An 18,809-nucleotide genomic window follows, 5' to 3' on the forward strand; every position below is an offset into this window, starting at 1 on the left:
TTCCCTGAGTTGCGGCGAGTGTCCCACAACGGGGTTCGCCGCATCAGGGGGAGCGCTCCCCACCTCCGCTCCCTGAGGAGGTCGCGCAGCGCTCCCCACCTTCGCTTCCTGAGGAGGTCGCGCAGCGCTCCCCACCTCCGCTCCCTGAGGAGGTAGCGCAGCGCTCCCCACCTTCGCTCCCTGAGGAGGTCGCGCAGCGCTCCCCACCTTCGTTCCCTGAGGAGGTCGCGCAGCGACCGTCTCGAAGGGGCTACACCCGCGGCCGCCCCTGCCGCAGCCGCACGAGCGCCAGCGGCAGCGTCAGCAGCGCGAAGGCGCCGGTCACGGCGAGCGCGGTCGGGAAGTCCGCGGCGACCGCGATCGCGCCGACGACCACCGAGCCGATGGCCGAGCCGAGGTCGAAGCCGACATTCCAGATCGAGCTGGCCAGCCCGAGGTGGCGTCGGCTCACGGAGGCGAAGGAGATGACGAGGGTGAGGTTCTGCAGCGCCCCGTAGGCGCTGCCGAGGAGCAGCGCGCCGACGATCAGCACGGGCACGGACTGCTCGTGCACGGCCCACGCCATGCCGCCGACCCCCGTGACGGTGAGCAGGACGAAGGGGGCGATGAACCGCTCCGCGCCGAACCGGTCCGCGAGCCCGCCGATCCACCACCGGAAGATCGCCGCCATGAGCTCCATGAGCGCCAGCGCCGGGATGACGACCGCGGGGTCGCGCACCATCTGCGGACCGAAGGTCAGGACCGCTCCGCCGGCGATCGTCACGCCGAGGAGCAGGACCATCGGGCGCAGCAGCGTGATCGTCGCGCGGGCCGTGCTTGCGCCACCCACGTCCGTGCCGCGGTCGCTGCCGGAGGGGAAGGTCTCGAGGGCCCGCCCGAGCGCCAGGGCCGCCGGCACCCCGAGGAGGGGGATGGCGCCCGCGACGAAGACGGGGACGAAGCCGACCGTCTCCGCGACCCACGACCCGAGGGGGAGGAACACGACCTGCGGGCCGGCGATCGCCAGACCGTAGGCACCGACCGCCTTGCCCCGCGTCTCCGGGTCGGACAGCTCGGCCACCGCGGCGCTGCCGGCGACGGTGAGGATGCCGAAACCCACCCCGCGCACCGCGGACAGCGCGAGGATCGAAGGGAGTGCATCGCTGGCTGCCAGGCCGAGCGACGGGGCGCCGAGCAGGACGAGCCCCGTCGCCAGGGTCGGCCCCCAGCCGAAGCGACGCAGCAGCGCCGGGACGGTGAACTGCGTGAGGACGGTGACGAGGAGGAGCACGCCGTTGACGAGGCCGGCGCCCCCTTCGTCGGCGCCACCGCGCACCGCCCACAGGGGTGCCACGGGCATGAGGACGGCGAACCCGCTGAAGCCCAGGAAGGTCGCCATCAGCAGCGCGGGCATGCCCCGCGCGGTCCACACACTGCTCACCGGCAGCAGTCTCTCACCCCGCGTGCATGCTCCCGGTCTCCAGGAACCGCTCGTGCCAGCTGAGCGCCTCGCCGAGCAGGTGGGGGGTGTGCACGGCGTCGGGCCGGGCGGCCTGCGCGCGGGCGAAGTAGTCGTGCAGCGCCGGCCGGAAGGAGGGGTCGGCGCAGCGGTCGATGATCCGCGGCGCCCGCTTGCGCGGGGAGAGGCCGCGCAGGTCGGCCAGCCCGTGCTCGCTGACGATGATCTGCACGTCGTGCTCGGTGTGGTCGACGTGGCTGGCCATCGGGACGAAGGCGGAGACCTTGCCCCCCTTCGCCGTGGAGGGGGTGAGGAAGAAGTTGAGGAAGGCATTGCGGGTGAAGTCGCCGCTGCCGCCGATGCCGTTCATGATCCGGCTGCCGGCGATGTGCGTCGAGTTGACGTTGCCGTAGATGTCGGCCTCGATCATGCCGTTCATCGCGATGACACCGAGGCGCCGGACGAGCTCGGGGTGGTTGGAGATCTCCTCGCTGCGCAGCAGGATCCGGCCCTTGTAGCTGCTGATGTTGGCGAGGAAGCGCTCGACGCCCACGTCGGAGAGGCCGAAGGAGGTCGCCGACGCGGCCCGCACCGTCCCGCTGTCGAGGAGGTCGAGCAGTCCGTCCTGGAGCACCTCGGTGAAGGCGACGAGGTCGGTGAACTCGCTGCCGTCCAACCCCGCGAGCACGGCATTGGCGACATTGCCGACCCCGGACTGCAGCGGCAGGAGCGAAGGGGGCATACGCCCGGCCCGCACCTCGTGCCGGAGGAAGTCGACGACGTGGCCGGCGATCGCCCGCGAGGTCTCGTCGGGCGGGGTGAAGGGGGAGTTGCGGTCCGGGCGGTCGGTCTCGACGACGGCCACGACCTTGGCCGGGTCGACCCGCAGGTAGGGGTCGCCGATCCGCTGCATCGGGTCGGTCAGCTGGATCGGGCGACGGTGCGGCGGCAGCTGGGTGCCGTAGTAGACGTCGTGGAAGCCCTCGAACTCGCGCGGCTGCCAGTGGTTGACCTCGAGGATCACCCGGTCGGCCTGGTCGAGCCAGGTCTTGTTGTTGCCGACCGAGCTGCTCGGCACGAGCAGGCCGTTGGGCAGCACCGCGGTGACCTCGACGACGGCGACGTCGAGGTTGCCGTAGAAGCCGAACCACATGTGCTGGGCGGAGTGGCTCAGGTGCGCGTCGACGTAGTCGACCTCGCCGGAGTTGATCAGGCTGCGCATCGTCGGGTCGGAGTTGTACGGCAGGCGGGAGGAGACCCCCTTCGCCTCCGCGAGGACACCGTCGGCGTCGGGCGCGGTCGAGGCACCCGTCCACAGCCCGATGCGGAAGTCCTCGCCCCGCGCGTGCGCCGCGACCATCCGGTCGCGCAGGGCGGTCGGCAGCGCCTTGGGGTAGCCGGCCCCGGTGAACCCGCTCATCCCGACGTTGTCGCCGGGGCGGATGTGCTCGACCGCCTTCTCCGCTGTCGTGACGCGCGTGCTCAGGAGCGGGCAGATGACACGGGACATGGCGTCATCCTGTCAGGGCCGGTCACGACCCCTTCGGCCAGGAGTCGTCGACGGCGCGGCCGCCCTCGACGACGGACTCGTCGGCCGGTGCCTCGTTCGACCACGAGTCGCGGGGTCGGTAGCCGAGCTCGAGCATGGTGTTGGTCATCGACCAGCGGCGATTGAGGTTGTCGGAGACCGCGTAGTAGATGCCGAAGTCGATGTCCGCCTCGATCGCGCAGCGCACGACCTGTGCGGCGTCGTCCTCGCTCAGCCACATGGCATGGAGGAGATCGGTGTCGACGAGGGTCGGGTCACCGCAGACCCAGCCGATCCGCAACGCGATGAAGGACAGCCCGTGCTCGTCGAAGTAGTACCGGCCCAGCGTCTCGCCGAAGACCTTGGACACCCCGTAGAGCGAGTCGGCACGGGGGAGTGTGCCGGGGTAGACCGGCCACTGCTCGAGCCGGTCGTACATGCCCATCGCGTGATTGGACGAGGCGAAGACGACCCGTGCCACCCCGGCCGCACGAGCGGCTTCCAGGACGTTGCGGGTGCCGACGATGTTGGCGTCGAGCACCTGGCCCCACGAGGCTTCTGGCGATGCCGCACCGGCCAGGTGGACGACGGTGTCGATGCCGTCCATGGCTGCCAGGACCGCGTCGTAGTCGACCAGGTCGGCCCCGCGGACCACCGGGTCGGCGCCCGGGTCGGGTTCGCGTGCGTGCCCGACGAGGTCGTAGTCGTCGTGCAGGCGCTGGGTCAGGATCGTGCCGACCCCGCCCGTCGAACCGGTGATGAGGACACGTCGCTTCGTCATCCCCCCACTCTGCTGCGTCCGGGCGGTTCGTCAACAGGGCAGGCGCCAGGACCCGCAGGGCGCCGTCCTCGTCGGTGGCGTCCGTCGATGGGCGGGGCGAGCTCACGGGAGGAGTCATGTGCGTGACTGCAGTGCTCGCGAGGAGCAAGGAGTCTGTCCCGACTGGAGCCGCGTGGCTAGCCTGTCCCCATGGTCGTCGGCTTGCGGAATGTCGTGCGTCTGGCAGCCTGCGTCGTGCTCCTGATGCTTCTTGCCGCGTGCGGGAGCATCCCGCAGGACCCTGACGGGACGCTCGACCGGGTGCGTTCATCGGGCGAGCTCCGGGTGGGTGTGTCCCACCACCCGCCGTGGACCGACGTGACGACGAGCCCGCCCTCCGGCTCCGAGGTCGAGATCATCACGGGATGGGCCGAATCACTTGGTGCCACGGTCGCCTGGCAGGTCGATGGCGAGGAGGCCCTCGTGGCCGCACTTGAGCGCGGTGACATCGATGTCCTCATCGGCGGTGTCACGGACCAGAGCGCATGGAGCTCGAAGGTCGGACTCACCCGGCCCTACGTCGAGGTCCCTGGTCCGGACGGACCACGCGCCCACGTGATGGCGGTCCCGGCCGGTGAGAACGCCGCGCAGTCCTCGCTCGAGCGGTGGCTCGACACCCACGGGAGGGCGCCGTGAGCACGCCGGGAGCGCTCTCCTTCGGGCGCACCCGGCTACCGGACGAGCAGGGCACGGCCCTGCGGCGGGCCATCCGGCTCGAGTGGGTGACCCTGGGGTACATGGCGACCTGCATCGCCGTGGTCTTTTTCGCGATGGGCAGCTCGCAGGCGATGAAGGCGGCCTGGGTGGAGGACATGCTCGCCCTCATCCCGCCGGTCGCCTTCCTGTTCGCGCAGCGGCGCGCCCGACGCCCGGTGGACGCCGAGCACCCCTACGGTCACCATCGCGCCGTCGGTGGTGGACACCTGGCAGCCGCGGTCGCCCTCCTGGGCATGGGCGTCTACCTCATCGTCGACTCGGCGATGGGTCTGCTGCACGGTGAGCACCCTCCGATCGGGACCGTCGACCTCTTCGGACATGCGGTGTGGGCGGGCTGGGTGATGATCGCCGCGATGGCCTACACCGCCATCGGCCCCGTCGTCCTGGGACGGATGAAGCTGCCGCTCGCAGACACCTTGCACGACCGGGTCCTGTACAACGACGCGGACATGCAGAAGGCGGACTGGCGCACCGCGACCGGGACGATCGTCGGCGTCTTAGGCATCGGGGTCGGGCTGTGGTGGGCGGACGCGGTCGTCGCGATCGCGATCTCCATGTCGATCATCCGCGACGGGTGGACCAACGTGCGACACGCCTCGGGCGCGCTCATGGACGCCCAGGCCCGCACGGTGGACGGGACGCGACGCCACCCCCTGACCGAGCAGGTCGACGAGGCACTCGAGGAGATCGGGTGGGTGCACAGCAGCCACAGCCGCGTGCGCGACATGGGGCACGTCTTCCATGTGGAGAGCTTCGTCGTGCCGCACGCGGGTCACATCGCCGACATCGACGACCTCGAGCACGCCGCCCAGGTGGCGCGTGACCTCGACTGGAAGGTCGACGACGTCGTCATCGTCCCCGTTCGGCAGATCCCCGAGACCTTCACCCGCTGACGGGCGCGACCGCCATCGTCCCCGTCGCAGTCCTGCGCGGGACCCAGTGCAGGTGCCCGCCGGCCGTGATCGAGGTCGACGCGCGACCCTGCGCGAGCACGAGGCCGCGACGGCGGTGGGGCTGGCCAGGGGCTGGAGCCACGACCTGCCCGTCCCCTTCCCGCACGCCGGGGGCGTGGTGCTGGGCGACCAAGCACAGCTCGACCCGATGGAGCTGCTGCACGGTCTCGTCGCGGGTCTGCGCGCCGCCGGTGGCGGGTGGTCACCTGTGTCCGCGTCCAGCACGTCTCGGAGATCGGCCGGCCCACGGTGCGCTGGGACGGCGGTCGGATGTCGAGCGACACCATCGTCCTGGCCGAGGACCTGTCGACCGATGATCTGTCCGGTTTGCTGTGGCCGTTGTACGGCGCCCTCATCGCCAACCTCCAGGTCCTCATCGACGTCGTCGACGACGTGGCCACGGCGGAGCCGGTGCGCACCTGAGACTGCGAGACCGCGCGTCAGTCATGGCGCAGGGGTCGACCAGCTGCGATCGGCGCTGTGTGAAGGGCCTCGCGTTCGACTTCGTCCACGCGGACCTTCCGGGCATGGACCCCGGGAGCATCGACGTCAACATGGGTCGCGGCGTCCTGACCTTGACCGCTCACCGCTCCTCCCTGCACGAGCAAGAGGTCCAGTGGTTGACCAGTGAACGCTTCTCCGGCAGTTACCGGCGGCAGATCACCTTCGGGGACGACATCGATCCCGATCAGGTGTCGGCCACCTACGACAACGGGGTCCTGACCGTCGTCCTGCCGGTGAACAAGCGATCGCTGCCGCGACAGATCTCGGTCGGGACACCTTCGTCTCAGCTGGTCGACGTGGAGGCGCCCTCCGGCCGGGGCGAGGAGTCGTCCAGCACCCGTGATCGCGAGAGTTCCACGTAGTTGCCCCGCGATCCACGCGAAGAGCCCTGCACCCGTGCAGGGCTCTTCGCGTCGGGCAGGGCGAAGGTCACGGGAGGAGTCGGTGGATCTCCTGCAGCGCGGACTCGACGGTGTCCTCGAGGGCCTTCGCCGGGTCGTCGGAGCACTCCAGCAGTCGGCTGCCCTCCTCGAACGCGGTCGACCACCCCAGGTACACCGTCCCCGCAGGGTGGCCGTCCTGGTCCTGCGGGCCCCCGACACCCGTGGCGGAAACGGCGATGGTGGCGTCCGTCAGCTCACGCACCCCGCGCGCGAGTTCTTGGGCGGCGGCGCCCGACACGGGATCGAGTCCACGCGTCATGCCCAGGACGGTTGTCTTGACGTCGACGCTGTACGCGACGACGGCGCCCGCGAACCATTGACTGGCGTTTTGCCCCCGTCCCAAGCGCGCGGCGATGTTCCCGCTGGTTAGGGACTCGGCGACCGCGATCCGGGCGTCGGCGACCGAGGCGGCACGAGCGATCTCGTCGACGAGTTCGCCTGCGGAGGCGGAGGTCACGACCAAAAGGCTAGTACGTCGATGGTGCTGGGGCGAGTGCTGCCACGCAGTTCGTCAGAGGCGGCTCAGATGTAGGAGTACATCGCGCGGCCACTATCGGTACTGGGAGCGATTGACCAACTCCGGTCTGCCTGCGCGAGGATGATCGCCGTCCGGGCTCGCCACCCTCACCCGATACGCGCACGCGGCGAGGGCGAGCAACGGGTGACAATTCGAGAACGGCAGCAGGGCACATGGAGTTCTGCATCCTCGTGCAGTGCCAGATCTCCCAGTACCCGGGGCTGATGCCGAAAGGTGGCGAGAGGGGATGACCGCTGCTTGCAGGTGACTTTCGGAACAAGGTCCGTCGGTCGGCGCTCCTCTCGGCCCGGCTCAGGTCCTGCTCCTTTGTCGCGCCCTTTTCGGCGCGGCGCGGCTGCCACCGCTGCCCCTTCGTCGTGGTCTCCTTGGGTGGCTCGGGTGGCGGGACTTTCCGTTTCCATGGCCTGCGGCATGACGTCGCCTCGATGGAAGACGACGGCGACACGACGCGCACGCCGGTCATTACCGCTGTAGCCACGTGCTCGCTCTCTGAGTGGGTTGCCATGTGTACCCCCTCTGCACCGGAGCACAAACTGAGGGCCAGGATCCCCGATATTCCGGGGATCCTGGCCCTTGTCATGCCTCCGAAGATCAGATGTCGAAGTACATCTCGAACTCGTGCGGGTGGGGGCGCACCTGCAGGGGGAGCACCTCGTTCTCGTACTTCCACTGGATCCAGGTGTCGATGAGGTCCTGGGTGAAGACGTCGCCCTCGAGGAGGAACTCGTGGTCGGCCTCGAGGGCCTTGAGCACCTCGGGGAGCGAGGTCGGGACCTGCTCGATGGCCTCGTGCTCCTCCGGGGGCAGCTCGTAGAGGTCCTTGTCGACCGGCTCCGGGGGCTCGATGCGGTTCTTGATGCCGTCGATGCCGGCCATGAGCTGGGCGGCGAAGCACAGGTAGGGGTTGCTCGACGGGTCCGGGATGCGGAACTCGACGCGCTTGGCCTTGGGGGAGTTGCCCGCGATCGGGATGCGGATGCAGGCCGAGCGGTTGCGGGCCGAGTAGACGAGGTTGATCGGGGCCTCGAAGCCCGGGACCAGGCGGTGGTAGCTGTTGGCGGTCGGGTTGGTGAAGGCGAGCAGCGCGGGGGCGTGCTTGAGCAGGCCACCGATGTACCAGCGGGCGATGTCGGACAGGCCGCCGTAGCCCTGCTCGTCGTAGAAGAGCGGCTCGCCGTCCTTCCACAGGGACTGGTGGGTGTGCATGCCCGAGCCGTTGTCGCCGAAGATCGGCTTCGGCATGAAGGTCGCGGTGCGGCCCTCCTGCCAGGCCGTGTTCTTGACGACGTACTTGAACTTCATGATGTCGTCGCCGGACTGCAGCAGGGTGTTGAACTTGTAGTTGATCTCCTGCTGACCCGCGGAGCCGACCTCGTGGTGGGCGCGCTCGACCTCGAGGCCGACGGTCTTCATGTTCAGGCAGATCTTGTCGCGCAGGTCGGCGAAGTGGTCCACCGGCGGCACGGGGAAGTAGCCGCCCTTCATGGCCGTCTTGTAGCCCTGGTTGCCGCCCTCCTCCTTGCGACCGGAGTTCCACTTGGCCTCGATCGAGTCGAGGAAGTAGTAGGAGCCCTGCGGCTGGGTGTCGAAGCGCACGTCGTCGAAGACGTAGAACTCGGCCTCGGCGCCGAAGTAGGCGGTGTCGGCGATGCCGGTCGACTTGAGGTAGGCCTCGGCCTTGGCCGCGACGTTGCGCGGGTCGCGGCTGTACTGCTCACCGGTGAAGGGGTCGACGATCGAGAAGTTGACGATGAGCGTCTTCTCCTCGCGGAAGGGGTCCAGGTAGGCGGTCTTGATGTCCGGGACGAGCTTCATGTCGGACTCGTGGATGGCCTGGAAGCCGCGGATCGAGGAGCCGTCGAACATCTGGCCCTCGGTGAAGAAGTCCTCGTCGATGGACTCGGCCGGCACGTTGAAGTGCTGCATGATGCCCGGCAGGTCGCAGAACCGGATGTCGACGAACTTGACGTCTTCGGCCTTGATGAACTCAAGAACCTCGTCAGGGGAGCTGAACAAACCATCCTCCTGGGGTGGGGCGGCAGGCCGCTCTGACCTGCCGCTTCAACTGTTGGTCAAACCCTAGGCGGGGCCGATTACCCGGCCATGACCCAAATGTTTCACCCGTGTTACACGAGACCGAGATCCCATGTGGTGAGACTGATCCTAGCCAGCGGCCGGTCCGGGCGGCGGGAGCGTCCACGGCTGGTCCACATAGGCTGCCCCGGTGAGCAGCACCACGCCCCGCCCCCAGCCCGCCCCGGACGACGAAGGGAGCACCGCCCCCTTCGGCCGTCGCGTCGTCGCCCTCGTCGTCGACTGGGTGGCCTGCCTGCTCATCACCAACGGCCTCATCGGCCGCCTCGTCGAGCTGAGCCCCGAGGCCTTCTCCTTCGTCCCGCTCGGCCTGCTCTTCGTGCTCAACCTCGTCGGCGTCACCCTCGGCGGGGCGACCTTCGGCCACCGCCTGCTCGGGCTGCGCGTCGCCGCCCTGCACGGCGGGTGGGTGACCCCCCTTCGCTCGGCGGTGCGGGCCGCGCTGCTGTGCCTCTTCATCCCCCCGCTCGTGACGGCGAAGGGGGACGGCCGCGGCCTCCACGACCTCGCCGCCGGCACCCGGGTGGTGCGCGCCACCGCTCCCTGACCGTCGGGGCGGAGCATGAGGGCTTCCTCATCTTCACTTCACGTTCACCTCACAGCGGCCCTGCACGGTGGTGCCCGTGACCACGACACCACGGCGCCGCATCGCCTTCTACTCCCACGACACCCAGGGGCTAGGCCACATCCGCCGCAACCTCGCCCTCGCCGGGGCGATCGTCGCGGCCGACCCGCGCACCGACGTCCTCGTGCTCACCGGCGCACCGCAGGCGACCTCGCTGCCGCTGCCGCCCCACACCGAGGTCATCACCGTGCCGACGGTGGCCAAGGACAGCGACGGGGGATACGCCGCCGCCACCTTCGCCATGGACCTCGACGCGCTGCTCACCCTGCGCTCCAACGTCATCACCACGGCACTCACGAGCTTCGCCCCCGACGTCGTCGTCGTGGACAAGGTCGCCCGCGGTCTCGACGGTGAGCTCGAGCAGGCGCTCGAGGCGCTGCACGCCGTCCGAGGGCACACCACCGGCGCCCGCCCCCGCGTCGTCCTCGGCCTGCGCGACATCCTTGACGACCCGCTGACCGCGGCCCGCGAGTGGCGCTCGTCCCGCACGACGCAGGCGATCCGCGACCACTACGACGAGGTGTGGGTCTACGGCGACCGTGACGTCGTCGACGTCGTCGCCGACTACGAGCTGCCGCCCACCGTCGCCGGCCGGGTCCGCTACACCGGATACCTCGTCGACGGGCGGTCCGAGGGGCTCATCCCGCCCCGCGACGAACCACCCGCCGGCCCCGTGCCGCGCCCCTACGTCCTGTGCATGGTCGGCGGCGGGCAGGACGGCTACGACACCGCCCTCGCCTTCGCCCACGCGACCTACCCGACCGGTCGGACCGGCGTCATCATCACCGGCCCGTACATGCAGCCCTCCCTGCGCCTGCGGCTGCAGGAGATCGCCGACGGCTGTGACGATCTCGTCGTGCGCGAGTTCGTCACCGACGCCGTCGAGCTCGTCGCCGGCGCCGACGCGGTCGTCTCCATGGGCGGCTACAACACGGTGTGCGAGGTCCTCACGGGCAACGTGCCCGCGCTCATCGTCCCGAGGGTGCGCCCCCGCCAGGAGCAGCTCGTGCGCGCCGACCGGCTGAGCGGTCTCGGCCTCGTCGACGCGCTGCACCCCGACCTCGTCACGCCGCACGCGCTCGCCGGCTGGCTCGAGCAGGCGACGGGGGCCCCCTTCGTCCGGGACCGGCAGACCATCGCGCTCGGCGGGCTGCGCCGGGTGCCCCACCTGCTCACCCGGCTCCACCGCACCGCCGCGACCCACGCCGCCGACCTCGAGGAGGCCAGCTGATGTCCACGCCCACCCCGCGCGTCGGGTACGTGCTGAAGATGTACCCGCGCTTCTCCGAGACCTTCATCGTCCACGAGATCCTCCAGCAGGAGGCCCTCGGCACCCACGTCGAGATCTTCTCGCTGCGGCTGCCGATCGACGGGCGCTTCCACGAGCTGCTCGCCCGAGTGCAGGCCCCCGTCACCTACCTCTCCCGCGAGCACAGGGCCAGCCTCTTCTGGTCCGGTCTGCGGGCCGCAGCAGCCGAGGTGCCGCAGGTCGCCGACCACCTCGACGAGCTGCTCGCCGCACCCGAGGACGTCGCCCTGGCCGCCGTCGAGCTCGCCGGCGCGGTGCGCCGCTCGGGGCTGGAGCACCTGCACGCGCACTTCGGCTCGATCGCCGCCGACGTCGCCCGGATCGCCGCGCGCCTCACGGGCATCACGTGGTCCTTCACGGCGCACGCCAAGGACATCTTCCACGACGAGGTCGTGCCCGCCGAGCTGGCCACCAAGCTGCGCGAGGCGCACACGACCGTGACCGTGAGCGAGTACAACCGGCGCCACCTGCAGCGCGAGTTCGGCGCCGCCGCCGACCGGGTCACCCGGCTGTACAACAGCGTCGACCTGCAGGCCTTCCCCTTCGCGACGAAGGGGGAGACCGCCGGCCCCGACCGCATCGCCGCCGTCGGACGGCTCGTGGAGAAGAAGGGCTTCGGTGACCTGCTCACCGCCGTCGCCGAGCTCGTCGGGGCCGGCAGGGACGTGCACGTCGACCTCGTCGGCACCGGCCCCCTCGAGGCGACGCTGCGCGAGCGCATCGGCGAGCTCGGGCTGGGCGACGTCGTGACGATGCACGGCGCGCTCCCGCAGTCCCGGGTCCGTGAGATCGTCGCTGCCGCGGACGTCTTCGCCGCCCCGTGCGTCGTCGGCGCCGACGGCAACCGTGACGGACTGCCCACCGTGCTCCTCGAGGCCCTGGCGCTCGGCACGCCGTGCGTCTCGACCCCCGTCACCGGCATCCCCGAGATCGTGCGCCACGAGGAGACCGGGCTGCTCGCCCCCGAGAGCGACCCCGCGGCGCTCGGGCAGGCCATCGCCCGCGTCCTCGACGACCCCGAGACCGCGGCCGGGTGGGCTCGGGCCGCTCGCCGCCTGCTCGAGGCGGACTTCGACTTCCGCGACCACGCCCGTGAGCTGCAGGGGATCTTCGCCGCCGCCATCGCCTCCCAGGACGACCGTATTTACCTAGGGAAATGCGCATCCGAGGGCGGGAGCGCGGTCGCATGAGGCGGGTCGCCTACGTCTGCGCCGACCCCGGCATCCCCGTCTTCGGGCGCAAGGGAGCCTCCGTCCACGTGCAGGCCGTCGTGCGCGAGCTCCTCCGCCGCGGCGGCGAGGTGCACCTCATCGCCGCCCGCGTCGGGGGCGACCTGCCCCGCGGCCTCGATGGTGTCGTCCTGCACGAGCTGCCCCGCACCACCGGGGAGCCTGGCGCCGAGCGTGAGGCGTCGGCGCGGCGGTCCGCGTACGCGGCGGCCGACCTGCTCGAGCAGCTGCACCGGGAGGACCCGCTCGATCTCGTCTACGAGCGCTACTCGCTGTGGTCGCCGGCGGCCATGGCCTGGGCCCGGCAGCGAGCCGTCGCCAGCGTGCTCGAGGTCAACGCGCCGCTCGTCGACGAGCAGGCCGAGCACCGGGTGCTCGCCGACCGCGATGGCGCCGTAGGCATCGCGACGGCCGCCTTCGACGCCGCAGGGTCGGTCGTCACCGTCTCCGCGCCCGTCGCCCGCTGGGTCACCGAGCGCACCGACAACACCGCCGTGCACGTCGTGCCCAACGGCGTGGACACGCGCTTCATCCGACCTGCAGCCCACAGCGGGCGAAGGGGGGAGCAGCCCCCCTTCGTCATCGGCTTCGTCGGCACGCTCAAGCCCTGGCACGGGGTGGAGGTGCTCGTCGAGGCCTTCGCCCGGGTGGCGCGTACCGACCCGCACGCACGCCTGCGGCTCGTCGGCGACGGCCCGCGGCGCACGGGGCTGGCCGAGTTGGCTCGCGAGCTGGGCGTCGTCGACCGCGTTGACCTCGTCGGCGCGGTGGCCCCCGAGGACATGCCCGCCGAGCTCGCCGCGATGGACATCGCCGTGGCGCCCTACCCGCGGCTGCCCGACTTCTACTTCTCGCCGCTCAAGCTCTACGAGTACCTCGCCGCCGGGCTCCCCGTCGTCGCCAGCGACATCGGTCCGTGCCCCGACATCCTCGACGACGGTGGCCTCGGCGTCCTCGTGCGGCCCGGTGACCCGGCCGAGCTGGCCGCAGCTCTCGCCGGCCTGCGCCGGGACCCGACGATGCGCGCCGAGCTCGGCCGGGCCGGGCGCCGGGCCGCGGAGGACCGGCACGACTGGAGCCTGGTCGTCGCGCGCATCCTCGACACGGTCCCCACCCCGCGCACCTCGCTCGCCGACGACCTGTGGGGGCGGACCGCGTGAGCGACTCACCCCTGCGCAAGGTGCGCCGGCCCGAGGGTCTGCGCGAGGCGCTGCCCGGGCTGCGGCGTCTCGTGCCGCACGTGCGACCGCACCTGCGCCGGCAGCGGACCCTCATCGCCGGCGGCGGCGCCGCGATGGCACTCGAGGTCGTCATGCGCCTGCTCGAGCCGTGGCCGCTGAAGTTCGTCATCGACGGCGTCATCGGCCACCTCGGCGCCGACCTGCCCCAGGGCCAGCCCGACGACCTGCAGCAGGTCCTCGTGCTCGCCTGTCTCGGCCTGCTCGTCGTCGTCCTGCTCCGGGCCGCAGCCAGCTACGGCATGACCGTCTGCTTCGCGCTCGCGGGCAACCGGCTGCTCACGGCGGTGCGCGCCGATGCCTTCGCGCACCTGCAGCGCCTGTCGCTGTCCTTCCACGACCGAGCCCGCACGGGTGACCTCGTCCAGCGCATCACGAGCGACGTCGGCCGGCTCAAGGAGGTGGCCGTGACCGCCGCGCTCCCGCTCGCCGGCAACGTCCTCACCCTCGTCGCGATGCTCGTCGTCGTCTTCGTGCTCGACTGGCAGCTCGCGCTGTGCATGCTCGTCGTCTTCCCCGTCTTCGTCCTCACCGGACGCAGCGCCACCCGCCGCATCCACACCGTCTCGCGCAAGCAGCGCAAGGCCGAGGGCCACCTCGCGACCCTCGCCACCGAGACCCTCGGGTCGATGAAGGTCGTGCAGGCCTACACGCTCGAGAGCGAGATGCAGAGCCGCTTCGCGTCGGACAACGTCAAGACGCTCAAGGACGGGGTCAAGGCGAAGAAGCTCTCCGCCGGGCTCGAGCGCTCCACCGACGTGCTCGTCGGCCTGGCGACGGCCCTCGTCCTCTACGTCGGGGCCCAGCGCGTGCTCGCCGGCGCGCTCACTCCCGGTGAGCTCGTCGTCTTCATCACCTATCTCAAGGCGGCCTTCAAGCCGATGCGCGATCTCGCGAAGTACACCGGGCGCATCGCCCAGGCCGCGGCCTCCGCAGAGCGCGTCGTCGACCTGCTCGACACCGAGCCCACCGTGCGCGACGCCTCGTGGGCCACACCCGGCCGGCGGGTCACCGGCCACGTCGAGCTCGAGGACGTCTGGCTCTCGTACGTGCCGGGTCACCCGGTGCTGCGTGGCGTGAGCCTGCGGATCCACCCGGGGGAGCGGGTCGCCGTCGTCGGCCCCTCCGGCGCGGGCAAGTCCTCGCTCGCCGGGCTGCTGCTGCGCATGCACGACCCGGACTCCGGGACGGTGCGCCTCGACGGGTGGGACCTGCAGGACCTCACGGTCCACGGCGTGCGCAGCCAGGTCGCGGTGGTGCTCCAGGAGAGCCTGCTCTTCGCCACGACGATCCGCGACAACATCGCGATGGGCGCTCCCGAGGGGGCGACCGAGGTCACCGAGGAGCGGGTCGTCGCCGCCGCTCGTGCCGCCGGTGCCCACGACTTCATCACTGCCCTGCCACAGGGCTACGACACGGTCGTCTCCGAGCGGGGGAGCACGCTTTCGGGAGGGCAGCGGCAACGCATCGCGATCGCTCGGGCGGTCGTCCGCGACGCGCCCGTCGTCATCCTCGACGAGGCGACAGTCGGCCTCGACGGCGAGACCGAGGTCGAGGTCACCGCGGCGCTCGACCGGCTGACGGCCGGTCGCACGACGATCGTCATCACCCACGACCTCGACGCGGCCCGGTCCGCCGACCGCATCGTCTGGGTCGACGCCGGTCGCGTCACCGACGTCGGCCGCCCCGACGAGGTGCTGGCCCGTCATGCCGGCGAGCTCGACGACGCCCTCCGGCCACGCCACGAAGGGGGTGTCGCCAGTGTTGTCGGCAGCTGAGGCCCACGAGCGGTTGGTCGTCGCCGACCGCGGCCTGCCGGGTCTGCCCGGGCTGCTCGAGCCCGCCGTGCTCGCTGAGCAGCTGGGCGGCCGGACGACGAGGTCGTACCTGCGCTACAAGCCCGGCACGAGCGCCGTCGCCCTGCTCGACGTCGCCGGCCGGCCCGTGATCGCGCACGCCTGGGGCAACGCCGCGCCCGACAAACGGGGCAAGGCTCTGCGCCACGTGACTCCGGGCGAGGTGCTGCTCGATGCCCCCGAGGTGGGGCTGCTCGTCGTCGACGCAGGCACCGATCGCCGCCTGCCCGCGCTCCGTCGCCTCGTCCGCACGGGTGACCTCGCCGACTGGCTCTCCGGGGCCGGGCATCCGGTCGCCACCGACGCGAGCCCGCAGACCCTGGCCCACAAGCCGGCCCGGCGATGGGTCGGTCGGCTGCCGCGAGCCGAGGGAGCGGGCCACGTGGTGCTGCGCGCGTACGCCCGCCGCGGGTACGACGACGCGCTCGCCGCCCACGCACTCGTCCGGCCGGACCATGCGCCCTCCCTGCGACTGCCGCGCGTGCTCGCCACCCACCGGCGCGGCCTCATCGCCCTCGAGCACCTGCCCGGTCGCACCCTTGACACCGACGTCTCCGTCGCGGCCGTACGGCGCCTGGGAGCCTGCCTCGGCGAGCTGCACGCCACCGGACGTGCCGACGTCGCCCCGGAGCGGGCCATGGACGGCCCCGGTGTCGACGCCCTCGCGCCGGTGCTCGGCGCGCACGTCGACCTCGCCCACCACGTGGCCGAGGTGGCGCGGGGCTCCCTTCGTACCGGGCCGGGAGCCCTGCTGCACGGCGACCTCTCGCTCGACCAGGTCGTCGCGGACGGCCACGACCTCGGGCTCATCGACCTCGACCGGGTCCGTCTCGGCAACCCGCTCGACGACGTGGCGAGCCTGCTCGCGGCCGCTGCCCTGACCCGGCTCGCCACGCCCGGCGCCGAGGGCGCTGCCGGACTCGTGGCCCGCCTCCGCGAGCCCCTGCTCGCCGGCCACGCCAGCACCTGGTCGGGGCCGGCCACCGACGACCTGGGCCCACGCACCGCACTCGCCCTGCTGTCGAGGGCAGCGGAGCCCTTCAGGTCCGGCCACCCCCGCTGGCCCGACCTGACGGCCGAGCTCATCGCGCTCGCTGCGGAGCAGGCCGGTCTGCAGGTGGCGGCATGACCCCCCTCGACGAGGTGCTACGCACGGTGACCGGCCACGGTTTCGAGCTCGTCCGGGCTCACCCGCGCCGTGATCGCCTGCACCTCGACCTACGGGGCCCCGACCGGCAGCGGGTCATCGGTCAGTGGATCGACGATGCCACCGAGGCCACGCGGGTCGCCGACGCCACCCCCGGCCGCGTCGAGCGCCTCGGGTCCCGCCTGGTGCTCCAGCACGACGGGGCCGACCGGCGACTGCCTGCTCTGGCCGACCTCGTCGCAGGCGGGGCCGAGCTCGTCGTGCACCGCCCCGAGCGGCGCGCGGTCGTGCGGCACCAGCGCGGCGATGGGTACGTCTACACCAAGGTCGTGCGTCCGCGCCGGACCGCCGAGCTCGTCCGCCGGGTGCGCGCGGCCGCCGCCGTCCCCGGCCTCTCGGCCCCCGAGGTCACCCAGTGGGACGAGGCCGGCGGCACGATCGTGCTGACCACCCTGCCCGGGCAGACCCTGCACGACCTGCTGACAGGGGTTGTCCCTGCGGTCGTGGCCACGGAGGTGGGACGAGCTGTGCGCACCCTGCACTCGGCGGCGACCGCGCCGGACGGGACGACCACCCACGACCTCGCAGCCGAGGTGGACGCCACGCGTGCGCTGCTCGATCTCGCGCGCACGCATCGCGCCCTGCAGCCCCGAGAGGCGCTCGTGGTGGACCGGCGGATCGCCGCGGCCGCGGCCACGATCGCCGCCCTCGCCCGACCGGCTGCACCGTCGCTGCTGCACCGCGACCTCCACGACAAGCAGCTGCTCGCCGACGGCGCATCGATCGGGATGCTCGACGTCGACACCCTGGGTCTCGGGGACCCGGCCCTCGACCTCGGCAACCTCCTGGCCCACCTCGACCTGCGGGTGCGCCAGGGCTGGACGCAGCGGGAGACCGCGGCTGCGGTCGAGCAGGGGGTGCTCGACGGGTACGTGCCCGACGACCGGACCCGCGCTGCGACCGCCGGCTACCGCGCCCTCGCGGCGGCGCGGCTGGAGGCGCTCTACGCCTTCCGTCCGGGGGACCTGACGGGCGGGGGTCAGCCCGCGAAGTAGGTGCGCGCCACGCGCGCCAGGTCGAGCAGGTCGCTCGTGCCGGCGAGCTCGCGCGCCGAGTGCATCGACAGGATCGGGATGCCGACGTCGACGGTGCGGATCCCCAGCCGGGTCGCGGTGATCGGGCCGATCGTCGACCCGCACGGCACCGTGTTGTTGGAGACGAAGTCCTGGCTGTGCACACCGGACGTCTCGCACCAGCCGCGCCAGGCCGCCGCGCCGACACCATCACTCGCGTAGCGCTGGTTGGCGTTGAGCTTGAGGATCGGGCCGCAGCCGAGCACGGGCCGCACGTGCGGGTCGTGCCTGCCGGGGTAATTGGGGTGCACCGAGTGCCCGACGTCGCTCGAGACGCACCACGACGAGGCGAGCGCCCGCAGCCGGTCGCCGCGGTCGGCGCCGAGGGAGATGCCGATGCGCTCGAGCACCTCCTCGAGGAAGGGGCCGCCTGCGCCGGTGCGCGAGGCCGAGCCGACCTCCTCGTGGTCGAAGACGGCGAGCATCGGGATGTGGTCGGCGCCCAGGTCGTCGCCGACCTCGGCCAGCGCCACCGTGCCGGCGTGGGCGCTCGCGAGGTCGTCGAGACGACCCGCGGCGAAGAAGACGTCGTCCCGGCCGAAGACGGCACCACGGGCGGAGTCGGCCGTCACGAGGTCGTAGCCACGCACCCGGGCCGCGTCGACACCGACGCGGTCGGCGAGCTCGGCGATCAGGTCCGCTGACTCGGCGGCACCCACGCCCCACACGGGCTGGGTGTGGACCTGTCGGTCGAGGGTGAGGCGCTCGTTGACCTCGCGGTCGAGGTGGATCGCCAGCTGGGGCAGCCGCAGCAGCGGGCCGGAGTCGGCGAGCACCTCGGTGCCGTCCTCGAGGACGAGTCGACCGGCCAGCCGCAGCTCACGGTCCAGCCAGGAGTTGACCAGCGGCCCCCCGTAGACCTCGACGCCGGCCTGCAGCCAGCCGAGGTGGCCGGTGGTCGGCTGGGGCTTGAGCTTGAAGCCGGGGGAGTCGCTGTGGGCGCCGAAGACGCGCACCGGGGTCGTCGGGCCGGCGCTCGTCGGCACGACCCACGCGATGACCGCGCCCTCGCGCACGACGACGTAGCGACCCGGCTCCTGCGGCCAGGCGTCGCTCTCGTGGAGGGAGGTGAAGCCGGCGTCGAGCAGCCGGCGGGCCACCTCGGCGGCCGCGTGATAGCTCGAGGGGGAGGCGTCGACGAAGTCGGCGAGGTCCTCGGCGTGGGTGGTCGTGGCTGCGGACACGGGTGCTCTCCCGGGGGTCGGCGGTGGTGGCGCCGCGGGCCGGCGCCGCGGGT

General features: G+C 71.9%; 18 protein-coding genes. 11 read left to right on the top strand and 7 right to left on the bottom strand.

Going from position 1 to position 18,809, the window contains the following annotated elements; all coding sequences use genetic code 11:
• Nucleotides 1-250 precede the first annotated feature (250 nt).
• From AB4Y78_RS01960 to AB4Y78_RS01970, 3 genes are read right to left on the bottom strand one after another with little or no spacing between them, the layout of a single operon-like run.
• On the bottom strand, nucleotides 251-1,420 hold the full coding sequence (locus AB4Y78_RS01960) for an MFS transporter (protein ID WP_259921071.1): 1,170 nt from the start codon (nucleotides 1,418-1,420) through the stop codon (nucleotides 251-253).
• A gap of 13 nt (nucleotides 1,421-1,433) precedes the next feature.
• Nucleotides 1,434-2,948, bottom strand: coding sequence for an acetyl-CoA hydrolase/transferase family protein (locus AB4Y78_RS01965; RefSeq protein WP_441714334.1), 1,515 nt, complete (start codon nucleotides 2,946-2,948; stop codon nucleotides 1,434-1,436).
• Between the two features lie 22 nt (nucleotides 2,949-2,970).
• Entirely contained in the window at nucleotides 2,971-3,747 is a 777-nt protein-coding gene (locus tag AB4Y78_RS01970) for an NAD-dependent epimerase/dehydratase family protein (RefSeq protein ID WP_441714336.1), read from the bottom strand.
• Nucleotides 3,748-3,936: 189 nt separating this feature from the next.
• Between AB4Y78_RS01970 and AB4Y78_RS01975 the strand changes: the two genes are divergently transcribed.
• Together AB4Y78_RS01975 and AB4Y78_RS01980 are read left to right on the top strand one after the other, a co-directional pair.
• On the top strand, nucleotides 3,937-4,422 hold the full coding sequence (locus AB4Y78_RS01975) for a transporter substrate-binding domain-containing protein (protein WP_007929064.1): 486 nt from the start codon (nucleotides 3,937-3,939) through the stop codon (nucleotides 4,420-4,422).
• Nucleotides 4,419-5,396 carry a cation diffusion facilitator family transporter gene (locus tag AB4Y78_RS01980; protein WP_441714339.1) on the top strand — a complete coding sequence of 326 codons (978 nt, stop codon included), beginning with the start codon at nucleotides 4,419-4,421 and terminating at the stop codon, nucleotides 5,394-5,396. The genes AB4Y78_RS01975 and AB4Y78_RS01980 overlap by 4 nt, the downstream gene beginning before the upstream one ends.
• Here the strand turns inward: AB4Y78_RS01980 and AB4Y78_RS01985 are convergent.
• Nucleotides 5,386-5,619, bottom strand: a complete 234-nt coding sequence (locus AB4Y78_RS01985; protein WP_441714341.1) for a hypothetical protein — start codon at nucleotides 5,617-5,619, stop codon at nucleotides 5,386-5,388. The two genes, AB4Y78_RS01980 and AB4Y78_RS01985, sit on opposite strands and share 11 nt — an antisense overlap.
• Nucleotides 5,620-5,654: 35 nt before the next feature.
• Between AB4Y78_RS01985 and AB4Y78_RS01990 the strand changes: the two genes are divergently transcribed.
• Nucleotides 5,655-5,879, top strand: a complete 225-nt coding sequence (locus AB4Y78_RS01990) for a hypothetical protein (protein ID WP_441714343.1) — start codon at nucleotides 5,655-5,657, stop codon at nucleotides 5,877-5,879.
• 59 nt (nucleotides 5,880-5,938) lie between these two features.
• Nucleotides 5,939-6,322, top strand: coding sequence for an Hsp20/alpha crystallin family protein (locus AB4Y78_RS01995; RefSeq protein WP_441714345.1), 384 nt, complete (start codon nucleotides 5,939-5,941; stop codon nucleotides 6,320-6,322).
• Nucleotides 6,323-6,389: 67 nt separating this feature from the next.
• On the opposite strand, the gene AB4Y78_RS02000 is transcribed toward AB4Y78_RS01995, so the two are convergent.
• Together AB4Y78_RS02000 and glnA are read right to left on the bottom strand one after the other, a co-directional pair.
• Nucleotides 6,390-6,860 (bottom strand): CinA family protein, encoded by a 471-nt coding sequence (locus tag AB4Y78_RS02000; RefSeq protein ID WP_441714347.1) that lies wholly within the window; start codon nucleotides 6,858-6,860, stop codon nucleotides 6,390-6,392.
• Nucleotides 6,861-7,532: 672 nt separating this feature from the next.
• Nucleotides 7,533-8,957 carry a type I glutamate--ammonia ligase gene (gene glnA, locus AB4Y78_RS02005; protein WP_114201355.1) on the bottom strand — a complete coding sequence of 475 codons (1,425 nt, stop codon included), beginning with the start codon at nucleotides 8,955-8,957 and terminating at the stop codon, nucleotides 7,533-7,535.
• A 208-nt stretch (nucleotides 8,958-9,165) separates the two neighbouring features.
• Here glnA and AB4Y78_RS02010 point away from each other — a divergent pair, with 208 nt between their 5' ends.
• The 7 genes from AB4Y78_RS02010 to AB4Y78_RS02040 all read left to right on the top strand — a co-directional run bounded on the left by AB4Y78_RS02010 (nucleotide 9,166) and on the right by AB4Y78_RS02040 (nucleotide 17,494).
• Nucleotides 9,166-9,582 (top strand): RDD family protein, encoded by a 417-nt coding sequence (locus tag AB4Y78_RS02010; RefSeq protein WP_007929075.1) that lies wholly within the window; start codon nucleotides 9,166-9,168, stop codon nucleotides 9,580-9,582.
• Nucleotides 9,583-9,658: 76 nt separating this feature from the next.
• Nucleotides 9,659-10,891 carry a glycosyltransferase family protein gene (locus AB4Y78_RS02015; RefSeq protein WP_441714350.1) on the top strand — a complete coding sequence of 411 codons (1,233 nt, stop codon included), beginning with the start codon at nucleotides 9,659-9,661 and terminating at the stop codon, nucleotides 10,889-10,891.
• Entirely contained in the window at nucleotides 10,891-12,159 is a 1,269-nt protein-coding gene (locus tag AB4Y78_RS02020) for a glycosyltransferase family 4 protein (protein WP_441736830.1), read from the top strand. Before AB4Y78_RS02015 ends, AB4Y78_RS02020 begins: the two co-directional genes overlap by 1 nt.
• Nucleotides 12,156-13,358 (top strand): glycosyltransferase family 4 protein, encoded by a 1,203-nt coding sequence (locus AB4Y78_RS02025; protein ID WP_441736832.1) that lies wholly within the window; start codon nucleotides 12,156-12,158, stop codon nucleotides 13,356-13,358. Before AB4Y78_RS02020 ends, AB4Y78_RS02025 begins: the two co-directional genes overlap by 4 nt.
• Complete coding sequence (locus AB4Y78_RS02030) at nucleotides 13,355-15,214, top strand: ABC transporter ATP-binding protein (protein ID WP_441714356.1); 1,860 nt, start codon at nucleotides 13,355-13,357, stop codon at nucleotides 15,212-15,214. The genes AB4Y78_RS02025 and AB4Y78_RS02030 overlap by 4 nt, the downstream gene beginning before the upstream one ends.
• Complete coding sequence (locus AB4Y78_RS02035; protein ID WP_441714358.1) at nucleotides 15,198-16,421, top strand: phosphotransferase; 1,224 nt, start codon at nucleotides 15,198-15,200, stop codon at nucleotides 16,419-16,421. The genes AB4Y78_RS02030 and AB4Y78_RS02035 overlap by 17 nt, the downstream gene beginning before the upstream one ends.
• Nucleotides 16,418-17,494 carry a phosphotransferase family protein gene (locus tag AB4Y78_RS02040; RefSeq protein ID WP_441714360.1) on the top strand — a complete coding sequence of 359 codons (1,077 nt, stop codon included), beginning with the start codon at nucleotides 16,418-16,420 and terminating at the stop codon, nucleotides 17,492-17,494. The genes AB4Y78_RS02035 and AB4Y78_RS02040 overlap by 4 nt, the downstream gene beginning before the upstream one ends.
• Here the strand turns inward: AB4Y78_RS02040 and AB4Y78_RS02045 are convergent.
• On the bottom strand, nucleotides 17,479-18,756 hold the full coding sequence (locus AB4Y78_RS02045) for a M18 family aminopeptidase (RefSeq protein WP_441714362.1): 1,278 nt from the start codon (nucleotides 18,754-18,756) through the stop codon (nucleotides 17,479-17,481). The two genes, AB4Y78_RS02040 and AB4Y78_RS02045, sit on opposite strands and share 16 nt — an antisense overlap.
• Between the last annotated feature and the right edge of the window lie 53 nt (nucleotides 18,757-18,809).

This window comes from Janibacter sp. RAF52, from assembly GCF_052114035.1.
Classification (GTDB): Bacteria; Actinomycetota; Actinomycetes; order Actinomycetales; family Dermatophilaceae; genus Janibacter; species Janibacter hoylei.

What these genes read in the sequence shown, in the direction of transcription:
- AB4Y78_RS02040 (WP_441714360.1), top strand. Translation starts at nt 16,418, where the DNA reads ATGACCCCCCTCGACGAGGTGCTACGCACGGTGACCGGCCACGGTTTC.
- AB4Y78_RS02025 (WP_441736832.1), top strand. Translation starts at nt 12,156, where the DNA reads ATGAGGCGGGTCGCCTACGTCTGCGCCGACCCCGGCATCCCCGTCTTC.
- AB4Y78_RS02020 (WP_441736830.1), top strand. Translation starts at nt 10,891, where the DNA reads ATGTCCACGCCCACCCCGCGCGTCGGGTACGTGCTGAAGATGTACCCG.
- AB4Y78_RS01975 (WP_007929064.1), top strand. Translation starts at nt 3,937, where the DNA reads ATGGTCGTCGGCTTGCGGAATGTCGTGCGTCTGGCAGCCTGCGTCGTG.
- AB4Y78_RS01970 (WP_441714336.1), bottom strand. Translation starts at nt 3,747, where the DNA reads ATGACGAAGCGACGTGTCCTCATCACCGGTTCGACGGGCGGGGTCGGC.
- AB4Y78_RS01965 (WP_441714334.1), bottom strand. Translation starts at nt 2,948, where the DNA reads ATGTCCCGTGTCATCTGCCCGCTCCTGAGCACGCGCGTCACGACAGCG.